General features: G+C 70.0%; 21 protein-coding genes and 1 pseudogene. 12 read left to right on the forward strand and 10 right to left on the reverse strand.

Annotated features, from left to right (window positions below; all coding sequences use genetic code 11):
- Nucleotides 1-96: 96 nt before the first annotated feature.
- Together AC0699_RS26085 and AC0699_RS26090 are read left to right on the forward strand one after the other, a co-directional pair.
- Nucleotides 97-720, forward strand: a complete 624-nt coding sequence (locus AC0699_RS26085) for a hypothetical protein (RefSeq protein WP_478664583.1) — start codon at nucleotides 97-99, stop codon at nucleotides 718-720.
- A gap of 210 nt (nucleotides 721-930) precedes the next feature.
- Nucleotides 931-1,089: pseudogene (locus AC0699_RS26090) on the forward strand (PIN domain nuclease); the annotation flags it as partial.
- A 286-nt stretch (nucleotides 1,090-1,375) separates the two neighbouring features.
- On the opposite strand, the gene AC0699_RS26095 reads toward AC0699_RS26090, so the two are convergent.
- The 5 genes from AC0699_RS26095 to AC0699_RS26115 form a co-directional block, all read right to left on the reverse strand.
- Nucleotides 1,376-2,347, reverse strand: coding sequence for an NAD(P)-dependent alcohol dehydrogenase (locus tag AC0699_RS26095; RefSeq protein ID WP_478664585.1), 972 nt, complete (start codon nucleotides 2,345-2,347; stop codon nucleotides 1,376-1,378).
- Nucleotides 2,344-2,640, reverse strand: coding sequence for a helix-turn-helix transcriptional regulator (locus AC0699_RS26100; RefSeq protein ID WP_478664587.1), 297 nt, complete (start codon nucleotides 2,638-2,640; stop codon nucleotides 2,344-2,346). The genes AC0699_RS26095 and AC0699_RS26100 overlap by 4 nt, the downstream gene beginning before the upstream one ends.
- Nucleotides 2,634-3,062: a hypothetical protein gene (locus AC0699_RS26105; RefSeq protein ID WP_478664589.1), complete on the reverse strand. Its 429-nt coding sequence runs from the start codon at nucleotides 3,060-3,062 to the stop codon at nucleotides 2,634-2,636. The genes AC0699_RS26100 and AC0699_RS26105 overlap by 7 nt, the downstream gene beginning before the upstream one ends.
- A 76-nt stretch (nucleotides 3,063-3,138) precedes the next feature.
- Nucleotides 3,139-4,464, reverse strand: coding sequence for a PP2C family protein-serine/threonine phosphatase (locus tag AC0699_RS26110; protein WP_478664590.1), 1,326 nt, complete (start codon nucleotides 4,462-4,464; stop codon nucleotides 3,139-3,141).
- A gap of 107 nt (nucleotides 4,465-4,571) precedes the next feature.
- Nucleotides 4,572-5,330: an IclR family transcriptional regulator gene (locus AC0699_RS26115; protein ID WP_478664593.1), complete on the reverse strand. Its 759-nt coding sequence runs from the start codon at nucleotides 5,328-5,330 to the stop codon at nucleotides 4,572-4,574.
- 618 nt (nucleotides 5,331-5,948) lie between these two features.
- Between AC0699_RS26115 and AC0699_RS26120 the strand changes: the two genes are divergently transcribed.
- A complete protein-coding gene (locus AC0699_RS26120) occupies nucleotides 5,949-6,638 on the forward strand; it encodes a CAP domain-containing protein (RefSeq protein ID WP_478664594.1) in 690 nt (229 codons plus the stop codon).
- A gap of 166 nt (nucleotides 6,639-6,804) precedes the next feature.
- On the opposite strand, the gene meaB is transcribed toward AC0699_RS26120, so the two are convergent.
- From meaB to mutA, 3 genes are read right to left on the reverse strand one after another with little or no spacing between them, the layout of a single operon-like run.
- Entirely contained in the window at nucleotides 6,805-7,788 is a 984-nt protein-coding gene (gene meaB / locus AC0699_RS26125; RefSeq protein WP_478664596.1) for a methylmalonyl Co-A mutase-associated GTPase MeaB, read from the reverse strand.
- A 6-nt stretch (nucleotides 7,789-7,794) separates the two neighbouring features.
- Nucleotides 7,795-9,999, reverse strand: coding sequence for a methylmalonyl-CoA mutase (gene scpA, locus AC0699_RS26130; RefSeq protein ID WP_478664692.1), 2,205 nt, complete (start codon nucleotides 9,997-9,999; stop codon nucleotides 7,795-7,797).
- Nucleotides 9,999-11,864 (reverse strand): methylmalonyl-CoA mutase small subunit, encoded by a 1,866-nt coding sequence (gene mutA, locus AC0699_RS26135; protein ID WP_478664598.1) that lies wholly within the window; start codon nucleotides 11,862-11,864, stop codon nucleotides 9,999-10,001. The genes scpA and mutA overlap by 1 nt, the downstream gene beginning before the upstream one ends.
- Before the next feature lie 303 nt (nucleotides 11,865-12,167).
- Here mutA and AC0699_RS26140 point away from each other — a divergent pair, with 303 nt between their 5' ends.
- The 6 genes from AC0699_RS26140 to AC0699_RS26165 all read left to right on the forward strand — a co-directional run bounded on the left by AC0699_RS26140 (nucleotide 12,168) and on the right by AC0699_RS26165 (nucleotide 18,460).
- Complete coding sequence (locus AC0699_RS26140) at nucleotides 12,168-12,587, forward strand: YciI family protein (protein ID WP_478664601.1); 420 nt, start codon at nucleotides 12,168-12,170, stop codon at nucleotides 12,585-12,587.
- Complete coding sequence (locus tag AC0699_RS26145) at nucleotides 12,584-13,816, forward strand: RNA polymerase sigma factor (RefSeq protein ID WP_478664604.1); 1,233 nt, start codon at nucleotides 12,584-12,586, stop codon at nucleotides 13,814-13,816. Before AC0699_RS26140 ends, AC0699_RS26145 begins: the two co-directional genes overlap by 4 nt.
- A gap of 219 nt (nucleotides 13,817-14,035) precedes the next feature.
- Nucleotides 14,036-15,289, forward strand: coding sequence for a YncE family protein (locus AC0699_RS26150; RefSeq protein ID WP_478664606.1), 1,254 nt, complete (start codon nucleotides 14,036-14,038; stop codon nucleotides 15,287-15,289).
- 69 nt (nucleotides 15,290-15,358) lie between these two features.
- Nucleotides 15,359-16,120, forward strand: a complete 762-nt coding sequence (locus tag AC0699_RS26155; protein WP_478664609.1) for a class I SAM-dependent methyltransferase — start codon at nucleotides 15,359-15,361, stop codon at nucleotides 16,118-16,120.
- 56 nt (nucleotides 16,121-16,176) lie between these two features.
- Nucleotides 16,177-16,758 (forward strand): HhH-GPD-type base excision DNA repair protein, encoded by a 582-nt coding sequence (locus tag AC0699_RS26160; protein WP_478664612.1) that lies wholly within the window; start codon nucleotides 16,177-16,179, stop codon nucleotides 16,756-16,758.
- Nucleotides 16,759-16,918: 160 nt separating this feature from the next.
- Nucleotides 16,919-18,460, forward strand: a complete 1,542-nt coding sequence (locus tag AC0699_RS26165) for a M28 family metallopeptidase (protein WP_478664695.1) — start codon at nucleotides 16,919-16,921, stop codon at nucleotides 18,458-18,460.
- Between the two features lie 184 nt (nucleotides 18,461-18,644).
- On the opposite strand, the gene AC0699_RS26170 is transcribed toward AC0699_RS26165, so the two are convergent.
- The gene (locus AC0699_RS26170) at nucleotides 18,645-18,869 is read right to left on the reverse strand and encodes a hypothetical protein (RefSeq protein ID WP_478664614.1); all 225 of its coding nucleotides are present in this window, start codon (nucleotides 18,867-18,869) and stop codon (nucleotides 18,645-18,647) included.
- Nucleotides 18,870-18,977: 108 nt separating this feature from the next.
- On the opposite strand from AC0699_RS26170, the gene AC0699_RS26175 reads away from it, so the two are divergent.
- Together AC0699_RS26175 and AC0699_RS26180 are read left to right on the forward strand one after the other, a co-directional pair.
- Complete coding sequence (locus tag AC0699_RS26175) at nucleotides 18,978-19,274, forward strand: type II toxin-antitoxin system VapB family antitoxin (RefSeq protein WP_009067182.1); 297 nt, start codon at nucleotides 18,978-18,980, stop codon at nucleotides 19,272-19,274.
- A 198-nt stretch (nucleotides 19,275-19,472) separates the two neighbouring features.
- Nucleotides 19,473-20,102 carry a LytR C-terminal domain-containing protein gene (locus AC0699_RS26180; RefSeq protein ID WP_478664619.1) on the forward strand — a complete coding sequence of 210 codons (630 nt, stop codon included), beginning with the start codon at nucleotides 19,473-19,475 and terminating at the stop codon, nucleotides 20,100-20,102.
- A 55-nt stretch (nucleotides 20,103-20,157) separates the two neighbouring features.
- Here AC0699_RS26180 and upp read toward each other — a convergent pair whose 3' ends face one another.
- Nucleotides 20,158-20,793 carry a uracil phosphoribosyltransferase gene (gene upp / locus AC0699_RS26185; RefSeq protein WP_478664623.1) on the reverse strand — a complete coding sequence of 212 codons (636 nt, stop codon included), beginning with the start codon at nucleotides 20,791-20,793 and terminating at the stop codon, nucleotides 20,158-20,160.
- 87 nt (nucleotides 20,794-20,880) lie between these two features.
- Between upp and AC0699_RS26190 the strand changes: the two genes are divergently transcribed.
- The gene (locus AC0699_RS26190; protein ID WP_478664626.1) at nucleotides 20,881-21,120 is read left to right on the forward strand and encodes a hypothetical protein; all 240 of its coding nucleotides are present in this window, start codon (nucleotides 20,881-20,883) and stop codon (nucleotides 21,118-21,120) included.
- Nucleotides 21,121-21,199: the final 79 nt, after the last annotated feature.

Here is a 21,199-nt window from a genome sequence, read left to right on the forward strand (position 1 = left end):
CGACATGACGGGACATGCGCCCACCGCAAAAGGTTCGTGAATTAACAGGGCCGTCCGACACACACTGTTCCCTATTTCTCGCAAGGAGTGATTCTCATGACTCACCGCTCGCTGACGCAGCGCTTTCTGATGCTTGCCGGCTCGACTTCCCTGGCTGCAGGAGGTGTACTACTTCCCACCAGTGCCTTCGCCGCCCCCGCGCCGCCGTCCGCCGGCATCGGGACAATGATGGTGGCCGAGCAGGGCGATCACGCCCAGGCCGATGCCACGCAATGGGTGAAGACCACCGATTCCCCCACTGGCATCACCTTCAAGCTTCCCGGACAGGCCACCGTTGAGAAGTTCACCGGAGACGCCACTAGCTACGCCGGTCGCTCGTATTCGGTGACGACCGCTGACCAGTCCACCAGCGTCACCGTTAATGACGGGCCTGGCTCGTCGGAGGATCTCGACCGGCATCTTCAGTTCTCCCTCAACGTTGACAACGCGGACCCCAGCGATGACCTCAAGGCCACCGACATTCAGAAGACCACGGTTGATGGCCGCCCCGCCATCGACGCTCGTATGACAGACCCCGCCGATGCCGGCTGGGTTGGTTTCATTCGCATAATCGAAGGTGACACCCATGTCGTTAAGGTCATAACCGAGGCTTACTCGACAGACGAGCAGGCAGTGAGCCAGACGCATCAGAAGGCCCGTGACAGCGTCCGCATCCCCTGACCTTGAGCCCGGGGCCATCATCCACGAATCCCTGCACCATTCGGGGGGATTGGACTCTCCGGACCCTAGGGGCTTTGAGCCGCTCGTTGTCCTGGTCTTTGTCCAGTGCGCTGAAGGCCGCCACCGTTCACTGCCGTACGCGCACCCCGTCTGACCTGCCCCGTGAACCCTCACGAACGCCCACGTACAGTCACGCGGACAGTTGGAAAGCGTGTTGGGCATCGCAGCGCGGGTGCGGTGGATCTCGTTGTCGCCGCGACCGCCGAGCTGCAGGGGCTCACCCTCCTGCACTGTGACCACGACTTCGAATGCATCGCCGCAGTAACCGGCCAGCCTCTCCAGTGGTACGGGCCGGAGGGCCGTAAGTAATCGAGCGGTGGTTGCAGTTCTGGTGCGTCCACAACCGTCCAGCCCCGTCCGGACGAGGCCACCGCGAACGCTCCGCCGCAGGTCAGGACGCCCACGGCCCCCGCCGGACCCCCGTAATCGCCGGTCATGGACCGGCTTGAGCGCGCCCCGAGAGGAGCGAGAAGATCGTCCCCTCGGGACGTTCAGATCGATGCCGTCGAGGACGACCTTGTCGCCGTACGCCTACGCAGCCCGGTGGCGGCGATGGGCGCCTCACCGCGCCTCGCACGGCGATCCTGACCGTGACTCACAGGGTGATGACGACCTTCCCCCGTGCGTGACCGCCGTGCAGATACCGGATGGCCTCGGGGACCTCGCTCAGCGAGTAGGTCGTGTCGACGACCGGCGTCACCTTGCCCGCCTCGACGAGGTCCTTCAGGGACTGGAGATCCTCCTGGCGCTCCACCGAGAACAGCCCGCGCAGCTTCTGCCGTACGAAGGGCGACAGCAGCAGCGCCCGGAGCACGCGATCCGTGCCTCCGAGCCACCGCCCTCCGCCTTCGCCCCCGACGATGACCAGGGTTCCTCGCGGGGTGAGGGCACGCCGGAGGTGTGACAGCGAACGGTTGCCGGCCGTGTCGACAATGAGGTCGTAGTGGCGCGACCCGTCGGCGAAGTCCTCGCGTGTGTAGTCGACGACGTCGTCCGCGCCGATCGATCGGACCAGGTCCGTCTTCGTCGTGCTGCACACGCCCGTGACGTCCGCCCCGAACGCCTTGGCCAGTTGCACCGCGAACGTCCCGACTCCGCCCGCCGCGCCGATGATCAGCACCTTCTGCCCCGGCTGCACCCGACCCGCGTCGCGAAGGGCCTGGAGTGCGGAGACCGCGGAGATGGGGACGGCCGCCGCCTGCTCGGGGGTGAGGTTCGCGGGCTTCGACACGAACCTGTCCTCCGGAGCACTCGCGTACTCGGCGAAGGAGCCTTCGCAGAACCCGAACACCTCGTCGCCAGGCCGGAACCGGGTCACCCGGTCGCCGACAGCCTCGACGCGACCTGCGACTTCCCTGCCCCGCACGCGGACCTTGGGTATGCGCAGGCCGTAGCCCATGATGCGCAGGAGATACGGCAGACCCGTCATGAGGTGCCAGACTCCCGCGTCGACGGCGGCCGCCTGCACTCGTACGAGTACGTCGCCGTCCCCGACCGCCGGCTCGTCGATGTCCCTGAGTTCCAGTACGTCGGAGGGGCCGTAGGTGTCCTGCACGATCGCCTTCATGGTGCCTCACCTTCACTGTCCGTACGGTTCGGGCTGTTCGGGCTGTGCTGGTCGTGCGGGCCGTCCGAGGTGTCCGAAGTGTCCGGGTACTGGAACACCTCATCGAGGGGGACTTTGAACACGTGAGCGATCTGAAAGGCCATCTCGAGCGAGGGCGAGTAGCGGCCCTTCTCGATGGCGATGACGGTCTGGCGGGTCACGCCGATGCGATCCGCCAGTTCCGCTTGCGTCATCTCGCCGTGCGCGAACCGGAGGGAGCGGATCGCGTTCGTGACTCTGGTCGGCTTCACCACGGCTGGAAGCCCCACCTGTAGGCGGCGATCTTCGCGACGGACCCGAGGACCGCGGAGAGGACGAACGCCAGGTAGATCGCGTTGGCGATCCAGAAGTGGTTCAGCTCGGCCATCGACATGCCGAGTGCCGCGATTCCGCCGATGACGACGAACGACTGGCCGGTGTACTCGCCGAACCGGGTGATCTCCCTGTCGCGCTGGTCCTTCCGGTTGGCGTCCTTGGGGGAGGCGATCGCGATCACGATTTCGAGCGCGATCGACACCCCGATCCCGGCGCCGACGGTCCACAGCAGCGTCGGCACGTACGACACCTCGACGAGAGGCGTGTTCTCCGCTCGCCCGAGAACGATGGCGAGGTAGGCCGTGTACGCGCCGACCGCGACCACTCCCATGATCCAGGCGCGTTTCTCTTCGAACGTCACTCCCACTCCCCCTGTAAAACAAACTTGACACGGGGAATGTAAAGCTAAGCCGACATGACGTCAAGCATTCTGTACATCAGCGCCCTGCTGCGGACGGTGCCGAGGGTGCGGACGGCGCGGACGGTGCGGACGGCGCGGACGGTGCGGACGGCTGCGTGAGCGCGGGCGTCGGGCCGGCAGCAGGGGCCGTCGAGCCGACAGCGGCCGACTTCCTCAGCAGGAGCAGCGCCGCGTCGTCGTGGAGCCGGCCACCGACATGAGTCAGCAGGTCTTCGTGGAGCGCGGCGAGGGTGCGGGACGGCTCGTCCGACACGTGCCGCGCCGCCCGGTCGACGAGCGGGTAGAACTCACGGTCGTGGTTGCGGGCCTCGATGACACCGTCGGTGTAGAGAAGCAACTGGTCACCGTCGGCGAAGGGCAGCACCTGGAGACTCGGGGTCTCACCGGTCAGGTCGCGCAGTCCGAGCGGCGGAGCCGGACGGACCGGTTCGACGGCCGTGACGCCGGAATCGCGGACCACGAGCGGCGGAGCGTGTCCGCAGTTCACCACCTCCATGCGCCCGGTCTCGGGGTACCCCGCGACCACGGCGGTGACGAAGTCGTCGGCGTCCAGATTGCGCGCCAGACTCCGCTCGATCCTGTCGACGACGTCGAGGAGGTCGGGCTCGTCCCAGGCGGCCTCGCGGAAGACACCGAGCACCAGAGCGGCGGTGCTCACCGCGGGCAGCCCCTTGCCGCGCACGTCGCCGACGATCAGCCTGACCCCGTACGGAGTGGGCACCAGCGCGTAGAGGTCCCCGCCGATCCGGGCCTCCGCCGCGGCGGCGCTGTAGCGAACGGCCACCTGGAACGGGCCGACCGTCGCGGGCACGGGCTTGAGCAGAGCGTGCTGGGCTGCTTCGGCGACCGAGCGGACGGCGGCCAGTACCCGTTCGCGGCGCACGCGCAAGGTGCTGGCCAGGCCACTCGTCAGGGTCACGGCGGCCAGCGCGCACAGCACGATCAGCTCCTCGCGGCCCGGCTCGCCACCCTGCGCGGCGAGCGCGGCGCCCAGCCCGACGGCCAGGAAGCCGACACCGAGGACTCCCCACGGCCTGCTGGTGGCGGCGGCCAGCGCGGGCCCGACGGCGAGCAGCGGCAGCCAGCTCGTACCGGCTCCACTGACGAACGCGGCCAGCGCGACGGCGCAGACGAGCAGGACGGGCACACCGGGCACGCAGACCGCGAGGTGCGCGGCGGACGGCCGCACGGGCAGCGCCGGCCGCCTCGCGGAAGTGGGCCACGTCGCAGACGTGAGGCGCGTGAGCCGCACGCCGAGTGCGTCGCTGAGCCACTTGCTGAGCTGCCACGACGGCCGATGCTCGCGCTGATCGTCAAGCTGGTGGTGTCGGGCGTGACTCATGTCCTCTTTCGCAACTCTCTCCCGCTCACGGCGGCCTGCACCGGAACGCAAATATCCGTTTCATCCAGATAACAGGGGAATGCGCGAGAGCCGCAAGGACAGGATTTTCAGATAGTGAGCGAAAGGCTCCTGGTCACGCGACTCGCTGTCGAGCCGAGCCGCTCCGCGATCTCCTCGATGCGGGAGATCCGGTCCGCCGGGAGGGAGACGCCGAGCGACCCGAGCTTGTGCCCGCTGTACACGGGCACCGCGACGCAGACGGTTCCGAGGGCGTACTCCTGCAGGTCCGTGACGGCGGGCGCGGTGGGCAGCGAGTCAAGGTGCTGGAGCAGCGCGGAACGGCGGGTGAAGGTGCGCGGCGTGAGGTCGGCGAGGGCGTGCCGGGAGAGGTAGTCGTTCCGGGAATCGCCGTCCAGCTCGCGCAGCACGCATTTGCCGAGCGCCGTGGCGTGCCCCGCGTCCTCGAATCCCACCCACAGGTCGGCCCGTGGCGCCCGGGGGCTGTCGACGATCTCGGCGACCCGGATCTCCCCCTCCTCGTAGAAGGTCAGATAGGCGGCGGCGGACACTTCGTCCCGCAGAGCGGCGAGCGCGGGACGGATACGGCTGAGCAGCTCCTGCCCACGGCCTGCGGCGTGCAGCGTGTGCAGCCTGTCCCCGAGGACGAACCCGCCGTCGTCCAGCTTCCGCAGGTACCCGTCGTGGACGAGCGTGCGCAGCAGGTGATACGTGGTGGCCAGGGGCAGCTGGGCCTCGCGCGCCAGCTGTTTCGCGGGGGCGCCGCCTTCGTGCGCCCCCACGGCCTCCATCAGACGGAAGGCTCGCTGCACGGAAGTGATGAGCGTAGGGCCGTCCTGAGCAGCCATGTCACCAGCTTGCGCCCAGGCGCACCGCAGCGGCAACGGACCCCCGGAAGCCACGGACGCCACGCCACCGGCACAGACGCCACGGAAGCCACGGCACGGCACAGACGCCACGGACGCCACGGACGCCACGGACGCCACGGACGCCACGGACGCCACGACCACGTCACCGATCACGCGACGACTGAGGCGCCATTCACGGCATCGAGCCCATGGTTCCGTGACATCCGTCACGCCACATTCCGGCACTAGGCCCGCGGAATAGTAGACGACACCATGGCGACATAATGACATTTGTCCGTCTTGGCATAGACATTCACCGCGCAGGCTTTGGTGGCCTTCTGTCCACTCGGCGATTTCGCCCGTTCCTGGTGCGAACAAGGACTTCTGACGGAGCAACAGAAGCTTCCGTAATGCCCGAAGCGGGACCAGCACGGCTTTACGCCCATTTCAAGAGCCGTCCGACGCTACGACCGGTGGTAGTACCGAGGCTCGTTGCCCTGCGTGCGCGGCGGTCCTAAGAATGACGGCCCGGAAGGCGTCTCCGCAGCTCAGGCACAGGTTCTGTGTCCGGGCCGGCCCGACCCGGAGGCGCTCCGCGATTACCGAGTGAGGTCACGCATGAGGAAGCACCGCAGGAAGACGCACTACCGGAAGATAACGATCGCCGTCGTAGCGATGGCCGCCGTGGGTGTGCCCTCCGCCGCCATGGCCTGTGGGGACCAGCCGGACGACAGGGGAAGCCGGTCCCACGGGCATTGGAAGCATGGCGACTGGCGGAATGCGGCTTCCGACAACTGGTGGAAGCAGAGCGGGAAGCCCCAGTGGGGTGCGGAGCCGACTGCGCCCGCACCGCAGGCCCCCTCGTCGGCCGCACCGGCGCCGAAGGCCCCCACCACAGCTCCCAGCGCTCCGCAGACCGCCGCGCCGGCGACCGGGGCTGTGGCCCGCGTCGTGGCACTCGTCAACAGCGAGCGCAGCAAGGCCGGGTGCTCGCCCGTGACCGTGAACGCCAAGCTGACCAAGGCCGCTCAGGCCCACAGCGCGGACATGGCCGCCCACAAGAACATGTCGCACACCGGTTCCGACGGGTCGAATCCTGGTACCCGGATCACGCGTGCCGGTTACAACTGGAGCACCTACGGCGAGAACGTCGCCTACGGCTACGAGACCCCCGAGAGCGTCATGGCGGGCTGGATGTCCAGCCCCGGCCACAAGGCGAACATCCTGAACTGTGCGTTCAAGGAGATCGGCGTCGGCCTGGCGCAGCCCAACCACTACTGGACGCAGGACTTCGGAACGGCCCGATAGTCCCGTCCGGCAGCCTTCAGCGGGGGAAACCTCACCGGGCCGGCAGGCCACGATGTTCTCGTGGCCTGCCGGCCCGCGGGCGTTCCCGGGACCACTCCCCCCGCCCCAGGGCCCTCCCGCTACGGAGCGTCCGCAGGGTCCGCAGCGTCCGCGACCGGCCGGACAGTCACGTCCGGTCGCCGAACGCCCCCAGGATCCGCTCGGCGGCCAGCGTGGCCGTCAACTCGCCTTCGCGGACCTGCTGTTCGAGGCCGGGAGCGAGGGCGCGTACGGCCGGATGGGAGCGCAGCCGGCCGAGGAGTTCGTCGTGGACCATGGCCCAGGCCCAGTCGACCTGCTGGTCACGGCGCTTCGCGGCGAGCCGGCCGCCGGCGTCCAGGAGCATACGGTGCGCCTCCAGTCGCTCCCAGACGGTGTCGAGGCCGGTGGACTCGCGGGCGCTGCAGCTCAGCACCGGCGGGGTCCAGGCGGCATCGGCCGGGTGCATCAGGCGCAGCGCGCCCGCGAGTTCGCGGGCGGCGGCGCGGGCGTCCCGCTCGTGCGGGCCGTCGGCCTTGTTGACGGCGATGACGTCGGCCAGTTCCAGGACGCCCTTCTTGATGCCCTGGAGCTGGTCGCCGGTACGGGCGAGGGTGAGCAGCAGGAAGGAGTCGACCATGTTGGCCACCGTCGTCTCGGACTGGCCGACACCGACGGTCTCCACCAGCACCACGTCGTAGCCCGCCGCCTCCATCACGACCATGGACTCGCGGGTCGCCTTCGCCACCCCGCCGAGCGTGCCCGCGCTCGGCGAGGGCCGGACGAAGGCCGCCGGGTCCACCGCGAGACGCTCCATACGCGTCTTGTCGCCCAGGATGGAGCCGCCGGTCCGGGTCGACGAGGGGTCGACGGCCAGCACCGCGACCCGGTGCCCGAGACCGGTGAGCAGCGTGCCGAAGGCGTCGATGAAGGTCGACTTGCCCACCCCCGGCACCCCGCTGATGCCGATCCGCCGCGCCCTGCCGGTGTGCGGCAGCAGCTCGGTCAGCAGCCGCTGGGCCAGGGCGCGGTGGTCGGCGCGGGTGGACTCGACGAGTGTGATCGCGCGGGCGACGAACGCCCGCTTCCCGTCGAGCACACCCTTGACATAGCTGTCGAGGTCGATGGCCATCCGCGGCTACAGCTCGTCGTGGCCCAGGGCCGCGCCGAGCCGCTGCACCAGGTCGTAGGCCGCGTCGGGGATCACCGTGCCGGGCGGGAAGACCGCCGCGGCACCCATCTCCAGCAGCGTGGGCACGTCCTGCGGGGGGATCACCCCACCGACGACGATCATGATGTCGTCGCGGCCCTCCTCCGCGAGCTGCTCGCGCAGCGCCGGGACGAGGGTCAGATGGCCCGCCGCCAGCGACGAGACGCCCACGATGTGCACGTCCGCCTCGACCGCCTGCCGGGCCACCTCGGCCGGGGTCTGGAACAGCGGGCCGACGTCCACGTCGAAGCCGAGGTCGGCGAAGGCGGTGGCGATCACCTTCTGGCCGCGGTCGTGCCCGTCCTGGCCCATCTTGGCGACGAGGATGCGCGGACGGCGTCCCTCCGCCTCCTCGAACCGGTCGACCAGGCTTCTGGTGCGGTCCACGGAAGGCGACTCCCCTGCCTCGTTGCGGTACACGCCGGAGATCGTACGGATCTGGCCCGCATGCCGCCCGTACACCTTCTCCAGGGCGTCCGAGATCTCGCCGACCGTCGCCTTGGCACGGGCCGCGTCCACGGCGAGCGCCAGCAGATTGCCCTCCAGGCCGGGACCCGGGCCCCGCCCGGCGGCCTCGGTCAGCGCCCGCAGCGCGTGCTGGCAGGCCGCCTCGTCGCGCTCCTCGCGCAGCCGCCGCAGCTTGGCGATCTGCTGGGCGCGCACGGACGAGTTGTCGACCTTGAGGACATCGATCTGCTCGTCGTTCTCGACGCGGTACTTGTTGACGCCGATGACCGGCTGGCGGCCGGAGTCGATACGGGCCTGGGTACGGGCGGCCGCCTCCTCCACCCGCAGCTTCGGGATGCCCGCGTCGATGGCCTGCGCCATGCCGCCGGCCGCCTCGACCTCCTGGATGTGCTGCCAGGCCCGCCGCGCCAGGTCGTACGTCAGCTTCTCGACGTACGCACTGCCGCCCCACGGGTCGATCGCCCGGCAGGTGCCCGACTCCTGCTGGAGCAGCAGCTGGGTGTTGCGGGCGATGCGCGCGGAGAAGTCCGTCGGCAGCGCCAGCGCCTCGTCGAGGGCGTTGGTGTGCAGGGACTGGGTGTGGCCCTGGGTCGCCGCCATCGCCTCCACGCACGTACGCGTGACGTTGTTGAAGACGTCCTGGGCGGTGAGCGACCAGCCGGAGGTCTGCGAATGGGTGCGCAGCGACAGCGACTTGGCGTTCTTCGGGTCGAACTGCTTGACCAGCTTGGCCCACAGCAGCCGGGCCGCCCGCATCTTGGCGATCTCCATGAAGAAGTTCATGCCGATCGCCCAGAAGAAGGAGAGCCGGGGAGCGAACGCGTCGACGTCGAGCCCCGCGTCCCGCCCGGCCCGCAGGTACTCCACACCGTCGGCGAGGGTGTACGCCAGCTCCAGGTCGGCCGTCGCGCCCGCCTCCTGGATGTGGTAGCCGGAGATGGAGATGGAGTTGTAGCGCGGCATCTTCTGCGAGGTGTACGCGAAGATGTCGGAGATGATCCGCATCGAGGGGCGGGGCGGATAGATGTAGGTGTTGCGGACCATGAACTCCTTGAGGATGTCGTTCTGGATGGTCCCGGCCAGCTTCTCGGGCGGTACGCCCTGCTCCTCCGCCGCCACGATGTAGAGCGCGAGCACCGGCAGCACGGCGCCGTTCATGGTCATCGACACGGTCATCTTGTCCAGCGGGATGCCGTCGAAGAGCTGCCGCATGTCGTAGATGGAGTCGATGGCGACGCCCGCCATGCCCACGTCGCCGGTGACGCGCGGGTGGTCGCTGTCGTAGCCGCGGTGCGTGGGCAGGTCGAAGGCGACCGACAGGCCCTTCTGTCCGGCGGCGAGGTTGCGCCGGTAGAAGGCGTTGGACTCCTCGGCGGTGGAGAAGCCGGCGTACTGGCGGATCGTCCACGGCTGGTTGACGTACATCGTCGGATAGGGCCCGCGCAGATACGGCGCCACACCCGGGTACGTGCCGAGGAAGTCCAGGCCCTCCACGTCGCGGCCGGTGTAGAGCGGTTTGACGGCGATGCCCTCCGGGGTCTCCCAGAGCAGGTCGTCGGCGCTGCTGCCGGTCGACTCCTTCACGGCCGCTCGCCACTGCTCCTCCGTGGCCTCGGCAGGGGCGCCGGGGCCCAGGGGGACCTCCGAGAAGTCAGGAATCTGCATCACGCCGCCACTCCCATGCGGTCCAGGACGGAGGACAGGACGCTCACGGCGTCGCAGCCCGCGAAGACGTAGTCGTCGACGTCGGTGTGCTCGCCGGGCCTGCCCGCGAGGAACACCCGCTCGGCGCCTGCCGACTTGAGCGCCTTGGCGACCTCCGCGGCCTGCTCCTCGTACAGCGCGTCGCTGGAGCAGAGGCAGGCGACGCTCGCCCCGCTGCGCGCGAAGGCATCGGCCACCGTGGCGGCATCGACTGTCACCGGGTCATGGACCGGCTCGACGCCGCCGGCCTGGAAGAGGTTCGAGGCGAAGGAGACCCGGGCGGTGTGCGCCGAGGCCGGGCCGAGCGCGGCGAGGAAGACACGCGGCCGGGCGCCGGTCGCGGCCAGATGTGCGTCGGAGCGGGCACGCAGCTCCTCGTACGCCTCGTCGCGGCGCACCCGGGGCAGGCCCTGCGGATGCGCGGGCGCCTCGGGCGCGGGCTCGCGCTCGACGGGCTTCTCCGCCAGATGCGGGAACTCGCTGACGCCGGTGATGGGTTCGCGGCGCTTGGCGAGACGCTTCTTGCGCTCCGCCCAGGTGGCCGCGAGCCGGTCGCCGACCAGCCCCGAGCGCAGGGCCGCCTCCTGGCCGCCCGCCCGCTCCAGCTCCTGGAAGAACGCCCAGGCGGCGTGGGCGAGTTCGTCGGTGAGACGCTCCACGTACCAGGAGCCGCCGGCCGGGTCGGCGACCCGGCCCAGATGCGACTCCTCCAGCAGGATCGAGGAGGTGTTCCGGGCGATCCGGCGGGCGAACGCGTCCGGCAGGCCGAGCTCGTGGTCGAAGGGCAGTACGGTCACGGCGTCGGCCCCGCCCACGCCCGCGCCCAGGGTGGCGATCGTCGTACGCAGCATGTTCACGTACGGGTCGCGGCGGGTCATCATCACCGGCGAGGTCACCGCGTGCTGGCGCTGCGCCGCCGCGTCGCCGGCGTCGGCTCCGGTGGCCCCGGACACCTCGGCGACCCGGGCCCACAGCCGGCGGGCCGCGCGCAGCTTGGCGACGGTCAGGAACTGGTCGGCGGTGGCCGCGTACCGGAACTCCAGCTGCCGGCAGGCCGCGTCGACCGTAAGCCCCGCTCCGGTGAGGTGACGCAGATACGCCACACCGGTCGCGAGCGAAGCACCCAGCTCCTGGGCGGCGGAGGCCCCGGCCTCGTGGTACGGCAGCGCGTCCACGGTCAGCGCCCGCAGCCCCGGGTACTGCTCGTGGCAGCGCCGCACCAGCTCCACGGCCTCGTCCAACTGGCGTACGGAGCCGCCGGTGCGGGCGGCGTGCCCGAGCGGGTCCGCGCCGAGGTTTCCGCGCACCGCGTCACGGGAGACGCCCCGCTCCTCGTAGAGCCGCAGCAACTCAGCCGCGGCGGCTGCGGTTTCGTCCCCCGCGTCGAGCACCACCGGCGCCAGGTCGAGGTAGACCCCGTCCAGGGCCCGGGCCAGACCGGACACCGGCACGCCGGTGCCGCCCACGGTCAGCCACAGCGAGGTGACGCCGTTCTCCAGGTCGGTGAGCACGGCCTCGTTGGCGCGTGCGGGCTCCGGCAGCGCATGCCGCTGGCGTACGTCCCAGCCGCCGACCGGCCTGCCACCGCGCACATACGGCGCGAAGCCCGGGTATCCGGTTTCGGGCACGGAGTCCCGCGCGGTGTACAGGGGCCGGGCCACGAGCCCGTCGTCCAGCGTCGTCGCCAGCGTCTCCTCGGCCGCGTCCCCGGACACGTCCTTGCCCGACTTGCGCAGCACGCCTTCGACAAGGCGCTGCCACTGCTCGTGGGTGGCGTCCGGGAAATCGGCGGCGAGCGAAAGCCCGTCCTCGGGCAGAACCGTCATGCTCGGATGCTAGGACAGGCCTGCGGATGAGCAGCAGAGCGGACGGCTGTGACCTTGCCCTCTTGTTGCTGGTGCTTCCCCACGAATGGATTCCGGGGTCCGCCGTACGCGCAGAGGCGTACCCGCAGAGGCGCACCCGTAGAACCGTACCCGCAGACGTGTGTCCGCAGACGTGTGCCCGCGGGCGTGTACCCGCAGACGAGGGAAGAATCTTCTCCGAGGTGTCGAGAACACGGCTCCGGCTCCGACGTCCCCTGTGAGAGTTGCCCACAAGGGGCGGCATCCCACCCGAGGGAGCGAACCATGAAGTATCTGGTGATGGTCCAGGGCTCGCAGGCCGACTACGACGCGATGAGCGGCAAGGCGTCCGGGCACGGCCCGGTCTGGAGCGGGAAGGACCTGCAGGCGATGTTCTCCTTCATGGAGGCCGTCAACAACGACCTGGCCGAGTCGGGGGAGCTGGTGGACGCGCAGGGGCTGGTCGAGCCCGCGCAGACCCGCTTCGTCAGTGCGGGCAAGGACGGCCGGCCCGTGATCTCGGACGGTCCTTACGGCGAGACGAAGGAGCTGCTCTGCGGGTACTGGGTGCTGGACTGCGAGAGCCTCGACCGGGTCACGGAGATCGCGGCCCGTATCACCCAGTGCCCGGTCCCCGAGGGCGCGCCCGCCTACCCGGTGGTCATCCGTCCGATCCAGGACGGCGGAGGCGATCTGTGCCCGTGACGCGTACGACCGACGTCGAGGACCTGCTGCGCCGCCACGCGCCGCAGGTCCTCGGCGCGCTGGTACGCAGGTACGGACGCTTCGACCCGGCCGAGGACTCCGTGCAGGAGGCGCTGCTCGCCGCCGCGCAGCAGTGGCCCAAGGAGGGTGTGCCGGACAATCCGCGCGGCTGGCTGATCAGGGTCGCCTCGCGCCGGCTGACCGACCAGCTGCGCAGTGACGAGGCGCGGCGGCGGCGCGAGGAGACGGCCGCGCAGCTCACGCCCCGCGACGCGTTCACCGCGCCGCCCCCCGGTGAGAACCGGGCCCCGTCCGATGACGACACCCTCACGCTGCTGTTCCTCTGCTGCCACCCCGAGCTGACGCCCGCCGCGCAGATCGCGCTCACCCTGCGGGCCGTCGGCGGTCTGACGACGGCCGAGATCGCCCGCGCGATGCTGGTGCCCGAGGCGACGATGGCGCAGCGCATCAGCCGGGCCAAGGCGAGGATCAAGGGCGTGCCGTTCCGGCAGCCGGGTCCCGAGGACCGCGACCAGCGCCTGGCCGCCGTGCTCCAGGTGCTGTACCTGATCTTCAACGAAGGCCATACGGCGACGTCGGGGGCCGCCCTGCACCGTGCCGACCTCGCCCATGAGGCGATCCGGCTGACCCGGTCCGTACGCAGGCTCCTGCCCCGGGAGGGTCCGGTCACCGGACTGCTGGCCCTGATGCTGCTCACCGAGGCCCGCAGCGCGGCGCGCACCGGCCCGCACGGCGAGCTGATTCCCCTCGACGAGCAGGAACGCTCCTTGTGGAACCGGGCAGCGATCGCCGAGGGCACGGCTCTGGTGGAGGAGGCGCTCTCCGAGGGCCCGGCCGGCGCGTATCAGCTGCAGGCGGCGATCGCGGCCCTGCACGACGAGGCGCCACGGGCGGAGGACACCGACTGGCCGCAGATCCTGGCCCTCTACGACGTGCTGGTGAGCCGCGCCCCCGATCCGATGGCCGAGCTGGGCAGGGCGGTGGCGGTCGCGATGGTGTCCGGCCCGGAGGCGGGGCTGGCGGAAGTGGCGAAACTGGAGGACCGGCTGACGGGTCATCACCGGCTCGACGCCGTACGCGCCCATCTCCTGGAGAGGACCGGGGACGCAGAGGCCGCGCGTGCGGCCTACCAGCGGGCGGCCCAGGGCCCCCTCAGCGTGCCCGAGACCCGCTACCTCCAGATGCGGGCGGCCCGGCTGCGCCCGTGAGCCGCGAGCCATGAGCGCACAGCGTGAGCCGCGAGCCATGAGCGCAGACCGTGAGCCGAGAGCCATGAACCGCAAGCCATGAACCGCGAGCCATGAACCGCGAGCCATGGGGCCCTGAGGAAGTCCGGTCCGGACTCTGGTCATTCATCTGACCCGCCAGTACCTTACCGCTCAGTAAGGTCCTGTCTCCCTCCTGCCCCACGCCTCCAGGAGCGCACCGTGAAGACAGCACTCTCCCCTGCCCTCGCCGCGATCGCCGCGGCGCTCGCGGTCACCGTCGCCTCGGCGGCCCCGGCACCCGCGAGCACCCCCAAGGACGGCCTCCGAGAGGTGCTGTTCGTCGGCAACAACTGGGAGGGCACCGCCGATGTCCTCGAATCGTCCGGCTCCCTCACGAAAGTCGGGCGGATCAACGTCGTCCCGGACAAGGACGAGCGGCTGCTGGAGATCTATCTCAACCCGGTAAAACTCGCCTACTTCCTCGGGATACGGATGTCCGTCGGCGAGGGACACGACCAGTTCGTGGACGACATGTACTCCACCCCTGACGGGTCGGCCGTCGTCGTCTCCCGGCCGAGCTTCGCCGACGTCGTCTCGATCGACGTGGCCACCGGCCGGGTCAACTGGCGCTTCCCCGTGTCCGGTTTCCGCTCCGACCACATGGCCGTCTCCCCGGACGGCACGCGCGTCGCCGTATCCGCGTCCACCGCCAACACCGTGCATGTCCTCGACATCGGCACCGGCCGCCAGACCGGCTCGTTCAAGACCGGCGACAAGCCGCACGAGAACGTCTTCACGGCCGACGGCAAGTACATCTGGAACAGCGCGATCGGCGAGGTCAACACCGCCCTCGACGACCCTCTCTTCGACTGGACGAAGGGGGATCGCAAGATCACCGTCGTCGACGCGCACACCTACCGGACCGTGAAGGTCATCGACATGCGGGAGCGCCTGGACGCCTTCGGCCGCAAGGACCTGTCCGACGCGGTACGGCCGGTGGCCTTCACACCCGACGAGTCGAAGCTCTACTTCCAGGTGTCGTTCTTCAACGGCTTCCTCGAGTACGACGTCGCCACCGACCGGATCACCCGCCAGAAGACCCTCCCGAAGAACCCGGACACCAGCGAGGACCGCACGACCTGGGTCAACGACTCACGCCACCACGGCATGTCGATGAGCCCGAAGGGCGACAAGATCTGCATCGCCGGGACGATGGACGACTACGCGACGGTCGTCGACCGGGCGACGCTCCAGGAAGGGCCGCTCGTCACGGCCTCGAAGCCGTACTGGGCGACCGTGAGCGGGGACGGCAAGTCCTGTGTCATCTCCGAGAGCGGCGCCGACTCGGTCACCGCCATCGACTTCGCGACCGGCCGGAAGGTGGAGTCCGTGCCGGTCGGGGACCACCCGCAGCGGGTACGGCTCGGCCATGTGGCGGCCGACTGGACGGGTCCTTCGGCCGCGCGGGATTAGCCCTTCCCGTGGGAGCGGCCAGGGCGCAAAGGACTGGCGGCCCTTTGGTCCGGACGGGACGATCGGAGCATGACACGCACGTTTGACCACCTGGTGGCCGAGGCCGAGTCCGTGTCCGTGGCCGGCTGGGACTTCTCCTGGCTGGACGGGCGTGCAACGGAGCAGCGCCCGTCCTGGGGCTACCAGCGGCTGATGAGCGAACGGCTTGCCCGCGCCTCCGCCGCCCTGGACATCCAGACCGGCGGCGGCGAGGTCCTCGCCGGAGCCCCGAAGCTGCCGCCCCTGATGGTCGCGACCGAGGCCTGGCCGCCGAACGTCGAGAAGGCCACCAGGCTGCTCCACCCGCTGGGGGCCGCCGTCGTCGTGGACCCGGACGAGCCGCCGCTCCCGTTCGGCGACGCGGCCTTCGACCTGGTCGTCAGCCGGCATCCGGTCACCGTCTGGTGGGACGAGATCGCCCGCGTACTCCGTCCGGGCGGCACGTACTTCTCCCAGCAGGTCGGTCCCGCCAGCGTCTTCGAGCTGGTCGAGTACTTCCTCGGACCCCAGCCGGAGGAGGTACGGCGCGCCCGCCATCCGGAGGACGCCCGGACGGCCGCCGAGGCCGCGGGGCTGGAAATCATCGACCTGCGCTCGGAGTCGCTGCGCACCGAGTTCTTCGACATCGGCGCGGTGATCTACTTCCTGCGGAAGGTGGTCTGGATGGTCCCGGGCTTCACCGTGGCGCAGTACCGGGACCGCCTCCGCGAGCTCCACGACCGGATCGGGACGGAGGGCCCGTTCGTGGCGCACACGACCCGCTTCCTGATCGAGGCCCGCAAGCCCGGCTGAGGACCGGCTGCCGGACGGGACGTGCGTGGCGTTCGCACCGGAGGGATCATCGGGGCATGAGCCCCACGATTCATCTCGCCCAGCAGCCCGAAGCCGACGAACTCCTCGGGCGCAGCCCGCTGGCCGCCCTGGTCGGCATGCTGCTCGACCAGCAGGTCCCGATGGAGTGGGCCTTCTCGGGCCCTTACACGATCGCCCAGCGCCTCGGCGGCGACGACCTGGACGCCCACGAGATCGCGGCCCAGGACCCGGAGGCCTTCGTCGCGTTGCTGTCCGAGAAGCCCGCGGTGCACCGCTATCCGGGCTCCATGGCCAAGCGGATCCAGCAGCTGTGCCAGTACCTGGTGGACGAGTACGACGGCGATCCGACCGCGCTGTGGAAGGACGTCTCGTCGGGCAAGGAGCTGCTCGCCCGGCTCAATGCGCTGCCCGGCTTCGGCAAGCAGAAGTCGCAGATCTTCGTGGCGCTGCTGGGCAAGCAGTTCGGCGTCACGCCCGCGGGCTGGCGGGAGGCGGCGGGGGCGTACGGCGAGGCGGGTTCGTACCGTTCGGCGGCGGACATCACGGGTCCCGAGTCGCTGGCCAAGGTGCGTGCGCACAAGCAGGAGATGAAGCGCGCGGCGAAGGCGGCCAAATGACACACAAGTACGCCCGAAGAAGTACTAGTTGATGTCAATGCTGCTAAACATCACGTGAGTTGCGGCACAACTGTTCACAGAACACTCAGAGATCGCTAACTTCCCCTCAACCTCATTCATACAGGGAAGGACCTCTGTGACCGCGACCCATCGCAGAGCCATGGCCACCCTGGCCGCAGCCGCACTCGCGACCCCGCTCCTGCTGGCATCCGCCTCCCCCGCCACCGCCCACCGGCACGACCCTGCCAAGGAAGCGGCCAAGGAAGCAGCCAAGCTCTCCAAGAAGCTGGTCCGCGAGTCGTCCGCCAAGGACGCCTTCAAGCACCTGCAGAAGCTCCAGCAGATAGCCGACAGCACCGGCGGCAACCGTGCCGCCGGAACGCTGGGCCACGACGCGTCCGCTGCGTACGTCTACCAGCAGTTGAAGAAGGCCGGGTACGACGTCTCGTACCAGGACTTCGAGTTCATGTACACCGAGACCCAGGCCGAGAAGCTGTCGGTGGTCTCGCCCGCGCCGCGCGATGTCGCGATATCCGCGATGACCTACACCAAGTCGACGCCCGTCGGCGGTGTTAAGGCGGACCTGGTCGCCGCGCCGGTCGACGCCGACGGCACCAACGGCTGCGAGCCCACGGACTTCGCCGCCGGCACCTTCACCGGCAAGGTCGCGCTGATCAAGCGCGGCGGCTGCACGTTCGCCGCCAAGCAGGAGAACGCGGCGGCCGCGGGCGCGATCGGCGCGGTGATCTACAACAACACCACGGGCGCGCTGTCCGGCACGCTCGGCGGTCCGGAGGCCGGCAAGATCCCGACCGGCGGCATCACGCTCGCCGAGGGCGAGAAGCTCGCCGCGGACCTCGCCAAGGGCCCGGTGAGCATCAACTTCGAGATCCGCCAGCTCCAGGAGAAGCGGACCACCCGCAACGTCATCGCGGAGACCAAGCACGGCAACGCCGCCAACACGGTGATGCTCGGCTCCCACCTGGACTCCGTGGTGGCCGGCCCCGGCATCAACGACAACGGCTCCGGCTCCGCCGGTCTGCTCGAAGTCGCCCTGGAGCTCGCCGAGTCCCACAAGCGGCCCGCCAACAAGGTGCGCTTCGCCTGGTGGGGCGCGGAGGAGAACGGCCTGCTCGGCTCCGAGCACTACGTCGCGAACCTCAGCGAGCTGGGCAAGAAGGAGATCAAGCTCTACCTCAACTTCGACATGATCGCCTCGCCGAACTACGGCCTGTTCGTGTACGACGGCGACAACTCGGACGGTGTCGGCGCGCCGGCGGGCCCGGCGGGCTCCGCGCAGCTCGAGCGCGACATCAACGAGTTCATGGACAAGCAGGGCAAGCCGCACGAGGGCACGGACTTCACCGGCCGCTCGGACTACGGCCCGTTCATCGAGGTCGGCATCCCGTCCGGCGGCACCTTCACCGGCGCGGAGGGCATCAAGACCGCGGCGCAGGCGGAGAAGTTCGGCGGCACGGCCGGGGTCGCGTACGACGCGTGTTACCACGCCAAGTGCGACGACATCAAGAACATCAACATGACGGCGTTCGACGTCAACATCGACGTCATCGCCAACGCGGTCGGCACGTACGCCCAGGACCTGAGCTCGCTGCGCAAGCCGGTCGTCACCGTCCCGACGGACGGCGACGCGGGCAGCGGCGGCGGCCTGCACGACGGCCACGACCACGAGGTGACGGAGTAACGGAGTAGCGGGGCTCCGCCCCGGACCCCGGACGGTACCGGGCTCTTCGAAACATGCCGGGTACCGTCCACTCGGCCCGTGTGTCCGCCCTCGATCGCCGGACGAGCTCCTTCGGAGCACCGCCGGCGATCGAGGCGCGGGGGTCCGGGGGCAGAACCCTCGGACCGGTACGCGGGCACACGCTTCAAGCCCGTCCGTGGCGGTCGGGCATGCCCAACGGGATCCCGATACCCGCCCGCGGATGGCACTGCCCGTCCCGGGGCGCCGCACCCAGGCCGAGGGCCGGCCCCGGGATGGCGTAGCCGGCGGCGACTTTCCCCGCCTCCTTCCCCGCCTCCTTCCTCGCCTCGTCAAGAAGCGTCCCCGCGTCGGGCCGGGTGGCGGGCGACGACGGCTCGGGATCGGTCATGACACAGCCCCTACTTCCGGGTTTGCGAGGCTTTTGCGGGGTTTTGATCGGCATCGCACCCGCGCCGCGTGGCTGCGCCGAGAGCCTCTTGCCAGGTAGGCTTTCCGTGTGATCTTCAAGCGCATCGGCAACGGGCGGCCGTATCCCGACCACGGCCGGGAAAGCACCCGGCAGTGGGCGGATGTAGCGCCGCGCCCGGTCCGCCTCGATCAGCTCGTGACCACCAAGGGCCAGCTGGATCTCGAGACCCTGCTCGCCGAGGACTCCACCTTCTACGGCGATCTCTTCGCGCACGTCGTGAAGTGGCGTGGCGATCTGTATCTCGAGGACGGGCTGCACCGCGCCGTGCGCGCGGCACTCCAGCAGCGGCAGGTGCTGCACGCCCGCGTGCTGGAGATGGACTGACAGCCGAACGGCTGAACCGAAGCGCAACCGAATCCGGACCGACCGCCGGACCGACCGCCGGGCCTGCACCCGGTCGGCCCCGTTCGGCCCCCTGTCCGGGCAGTTGTACGACCCGTACGGCCCAGTTTCCGATCCATACGGCCGCAGTCGGGTGATCGTTTAGTAGGCATGGTCACGGGACCGCATTACGCTGCGCCCATGAGCATGCTCACTCCCCCAGGCATGGGCGGAAAATACCGCATTACGGGCAACGCCTATCCACGCATGCGCCGCCCTCGTCGCCGCCGCAGGATCGTGCTCGCAGCAACCGCCGCCGTGGCCCTCATCGGCCTCGCCGGCTGGGGAACGCTGCAGCTCATCGACGTCTTCACGGACAGCGGCCAGAAGACCACGGCCAAGAGCCGCGCCGCGGCCTGCAAGCCCGCGGCCCGCGCCTCCGCCGCCCCCGCGCCGCCGAAGCCCGGCCAGATCACGGTGAACGTCTACAACGCCACCCCGCGCGGCGGACTCGCCAAGGCCACCGCCGACGAGCTGCGCAAACGCGGCTTCGCCATCGGCAAGGTGGGCAATGCCCCGGCGGCGTACGACAAGAAGGTCCCGGGCACCGCGCTGCTGCTGGGCCCGCCGGCCGCGTACGCGGGATCGTTCCGCGTGCTCGGCACGCAGCTGCCGCGCGCCGAGCTCAAGGCCGACGCCCGCGCGACCACGGACGTCGACCTGATCCTGGGCACCGCCTTCAAGACGCTGAACACCAAGCCCGTCGCGGACCAGGCGATGGCCGCCCTGTCCAAGCCGGCCGCGCCGGTGTGCGAGCCGGGCAACCCCTGAGGGGGTGTCCGGCTACTCCGCCGGGGCTACTCCACAGGGGCTGTTCCGCCGGGGGCTATTCCGCCGCGCCGTACATCCGGTCGCCCGCGTCACCCAGGCCCGGGACGATGTAGCCGTGCTCGTTGAGCCGCTCGTCGACCGATGCCGTGACGACCGTGACCGGCGTGCCCGCCAGCTCGCGCTCCATCACCTCGACGCCCTCGGGCGCCGCCAGCAGCACGACCGCGGTCACATCGTCGGCGCCGCGCTTGATCAGCTCCTGGATCGCCGCGACGAGCGTGCCGCCGGTGGCCAGCATCGGGTCGAGCACGTACACCTGGCGGCCGGAGAGGTCCTCCGGCATGCGCGTCGCGTACGTGGACGCCTCCAGCGTCTCCTCGTTGCGGATCATCCCGAGGAAGCCCACCTCGGCGGTCGGCAGCAGCCGCACCATGCCGTCGAGCATGCCGAGACCGGCCCGCAGGATCGGCACCACCAGCGGCCGGGGCCGGGAGAGCTTGACGCCCGTGGTCCGCGACACCGGGGTGTGGATGTCGATCTGCTCGGTGCGCACATCGCGCGTGGCCTCGTACGCGAGCAGGGTCACCAGCTCGTCGGCCAGCCGCCGGAAGGTGGGGGAATCGGTGCGCTGATCGCGCAGGGTGGTGAGCTTGTGCGCCACCAAGGGGTGGTCGACGACGTGGATCCGCATGGACTCAACAGTAGCCGGGGCTGGCGTGGGGACGGGGTCCGGAGGGAAGGTGGGACATACCCTTCCAGCGCTGAGGTGGTGTGGCCGTTGCGGGACCGGGAACAGCAGAACCACGAGCAGCAGCAGGAACAGCGGCCGAAGCAGGAAACAGAGCAGGTAACGGAGCAGGAAACGGAGCAGGAGAGCGACGCCGAGCGAAGGCGGCGGCGCGCCCAGTTCCTCCGCGAACTCCACGAGGCCAAGGCGCTGCGCGACCGCGTCCAGCCTCGGCGCGCCCGCGCGGCCCGGATGCGCCAGGCGATGCGTATGCGCACCTTCCGCTGGTGAGCCTCAGGGTGCCCGCGCAGCGCTTTCGGTGAGCCCTCTCACTGAACGCGGACACGACGCAACGTCGGAAGACCTCTCG

It is taken from the genome of Streptomyces sp. NPDC043870, assembly GCF_056435785.1.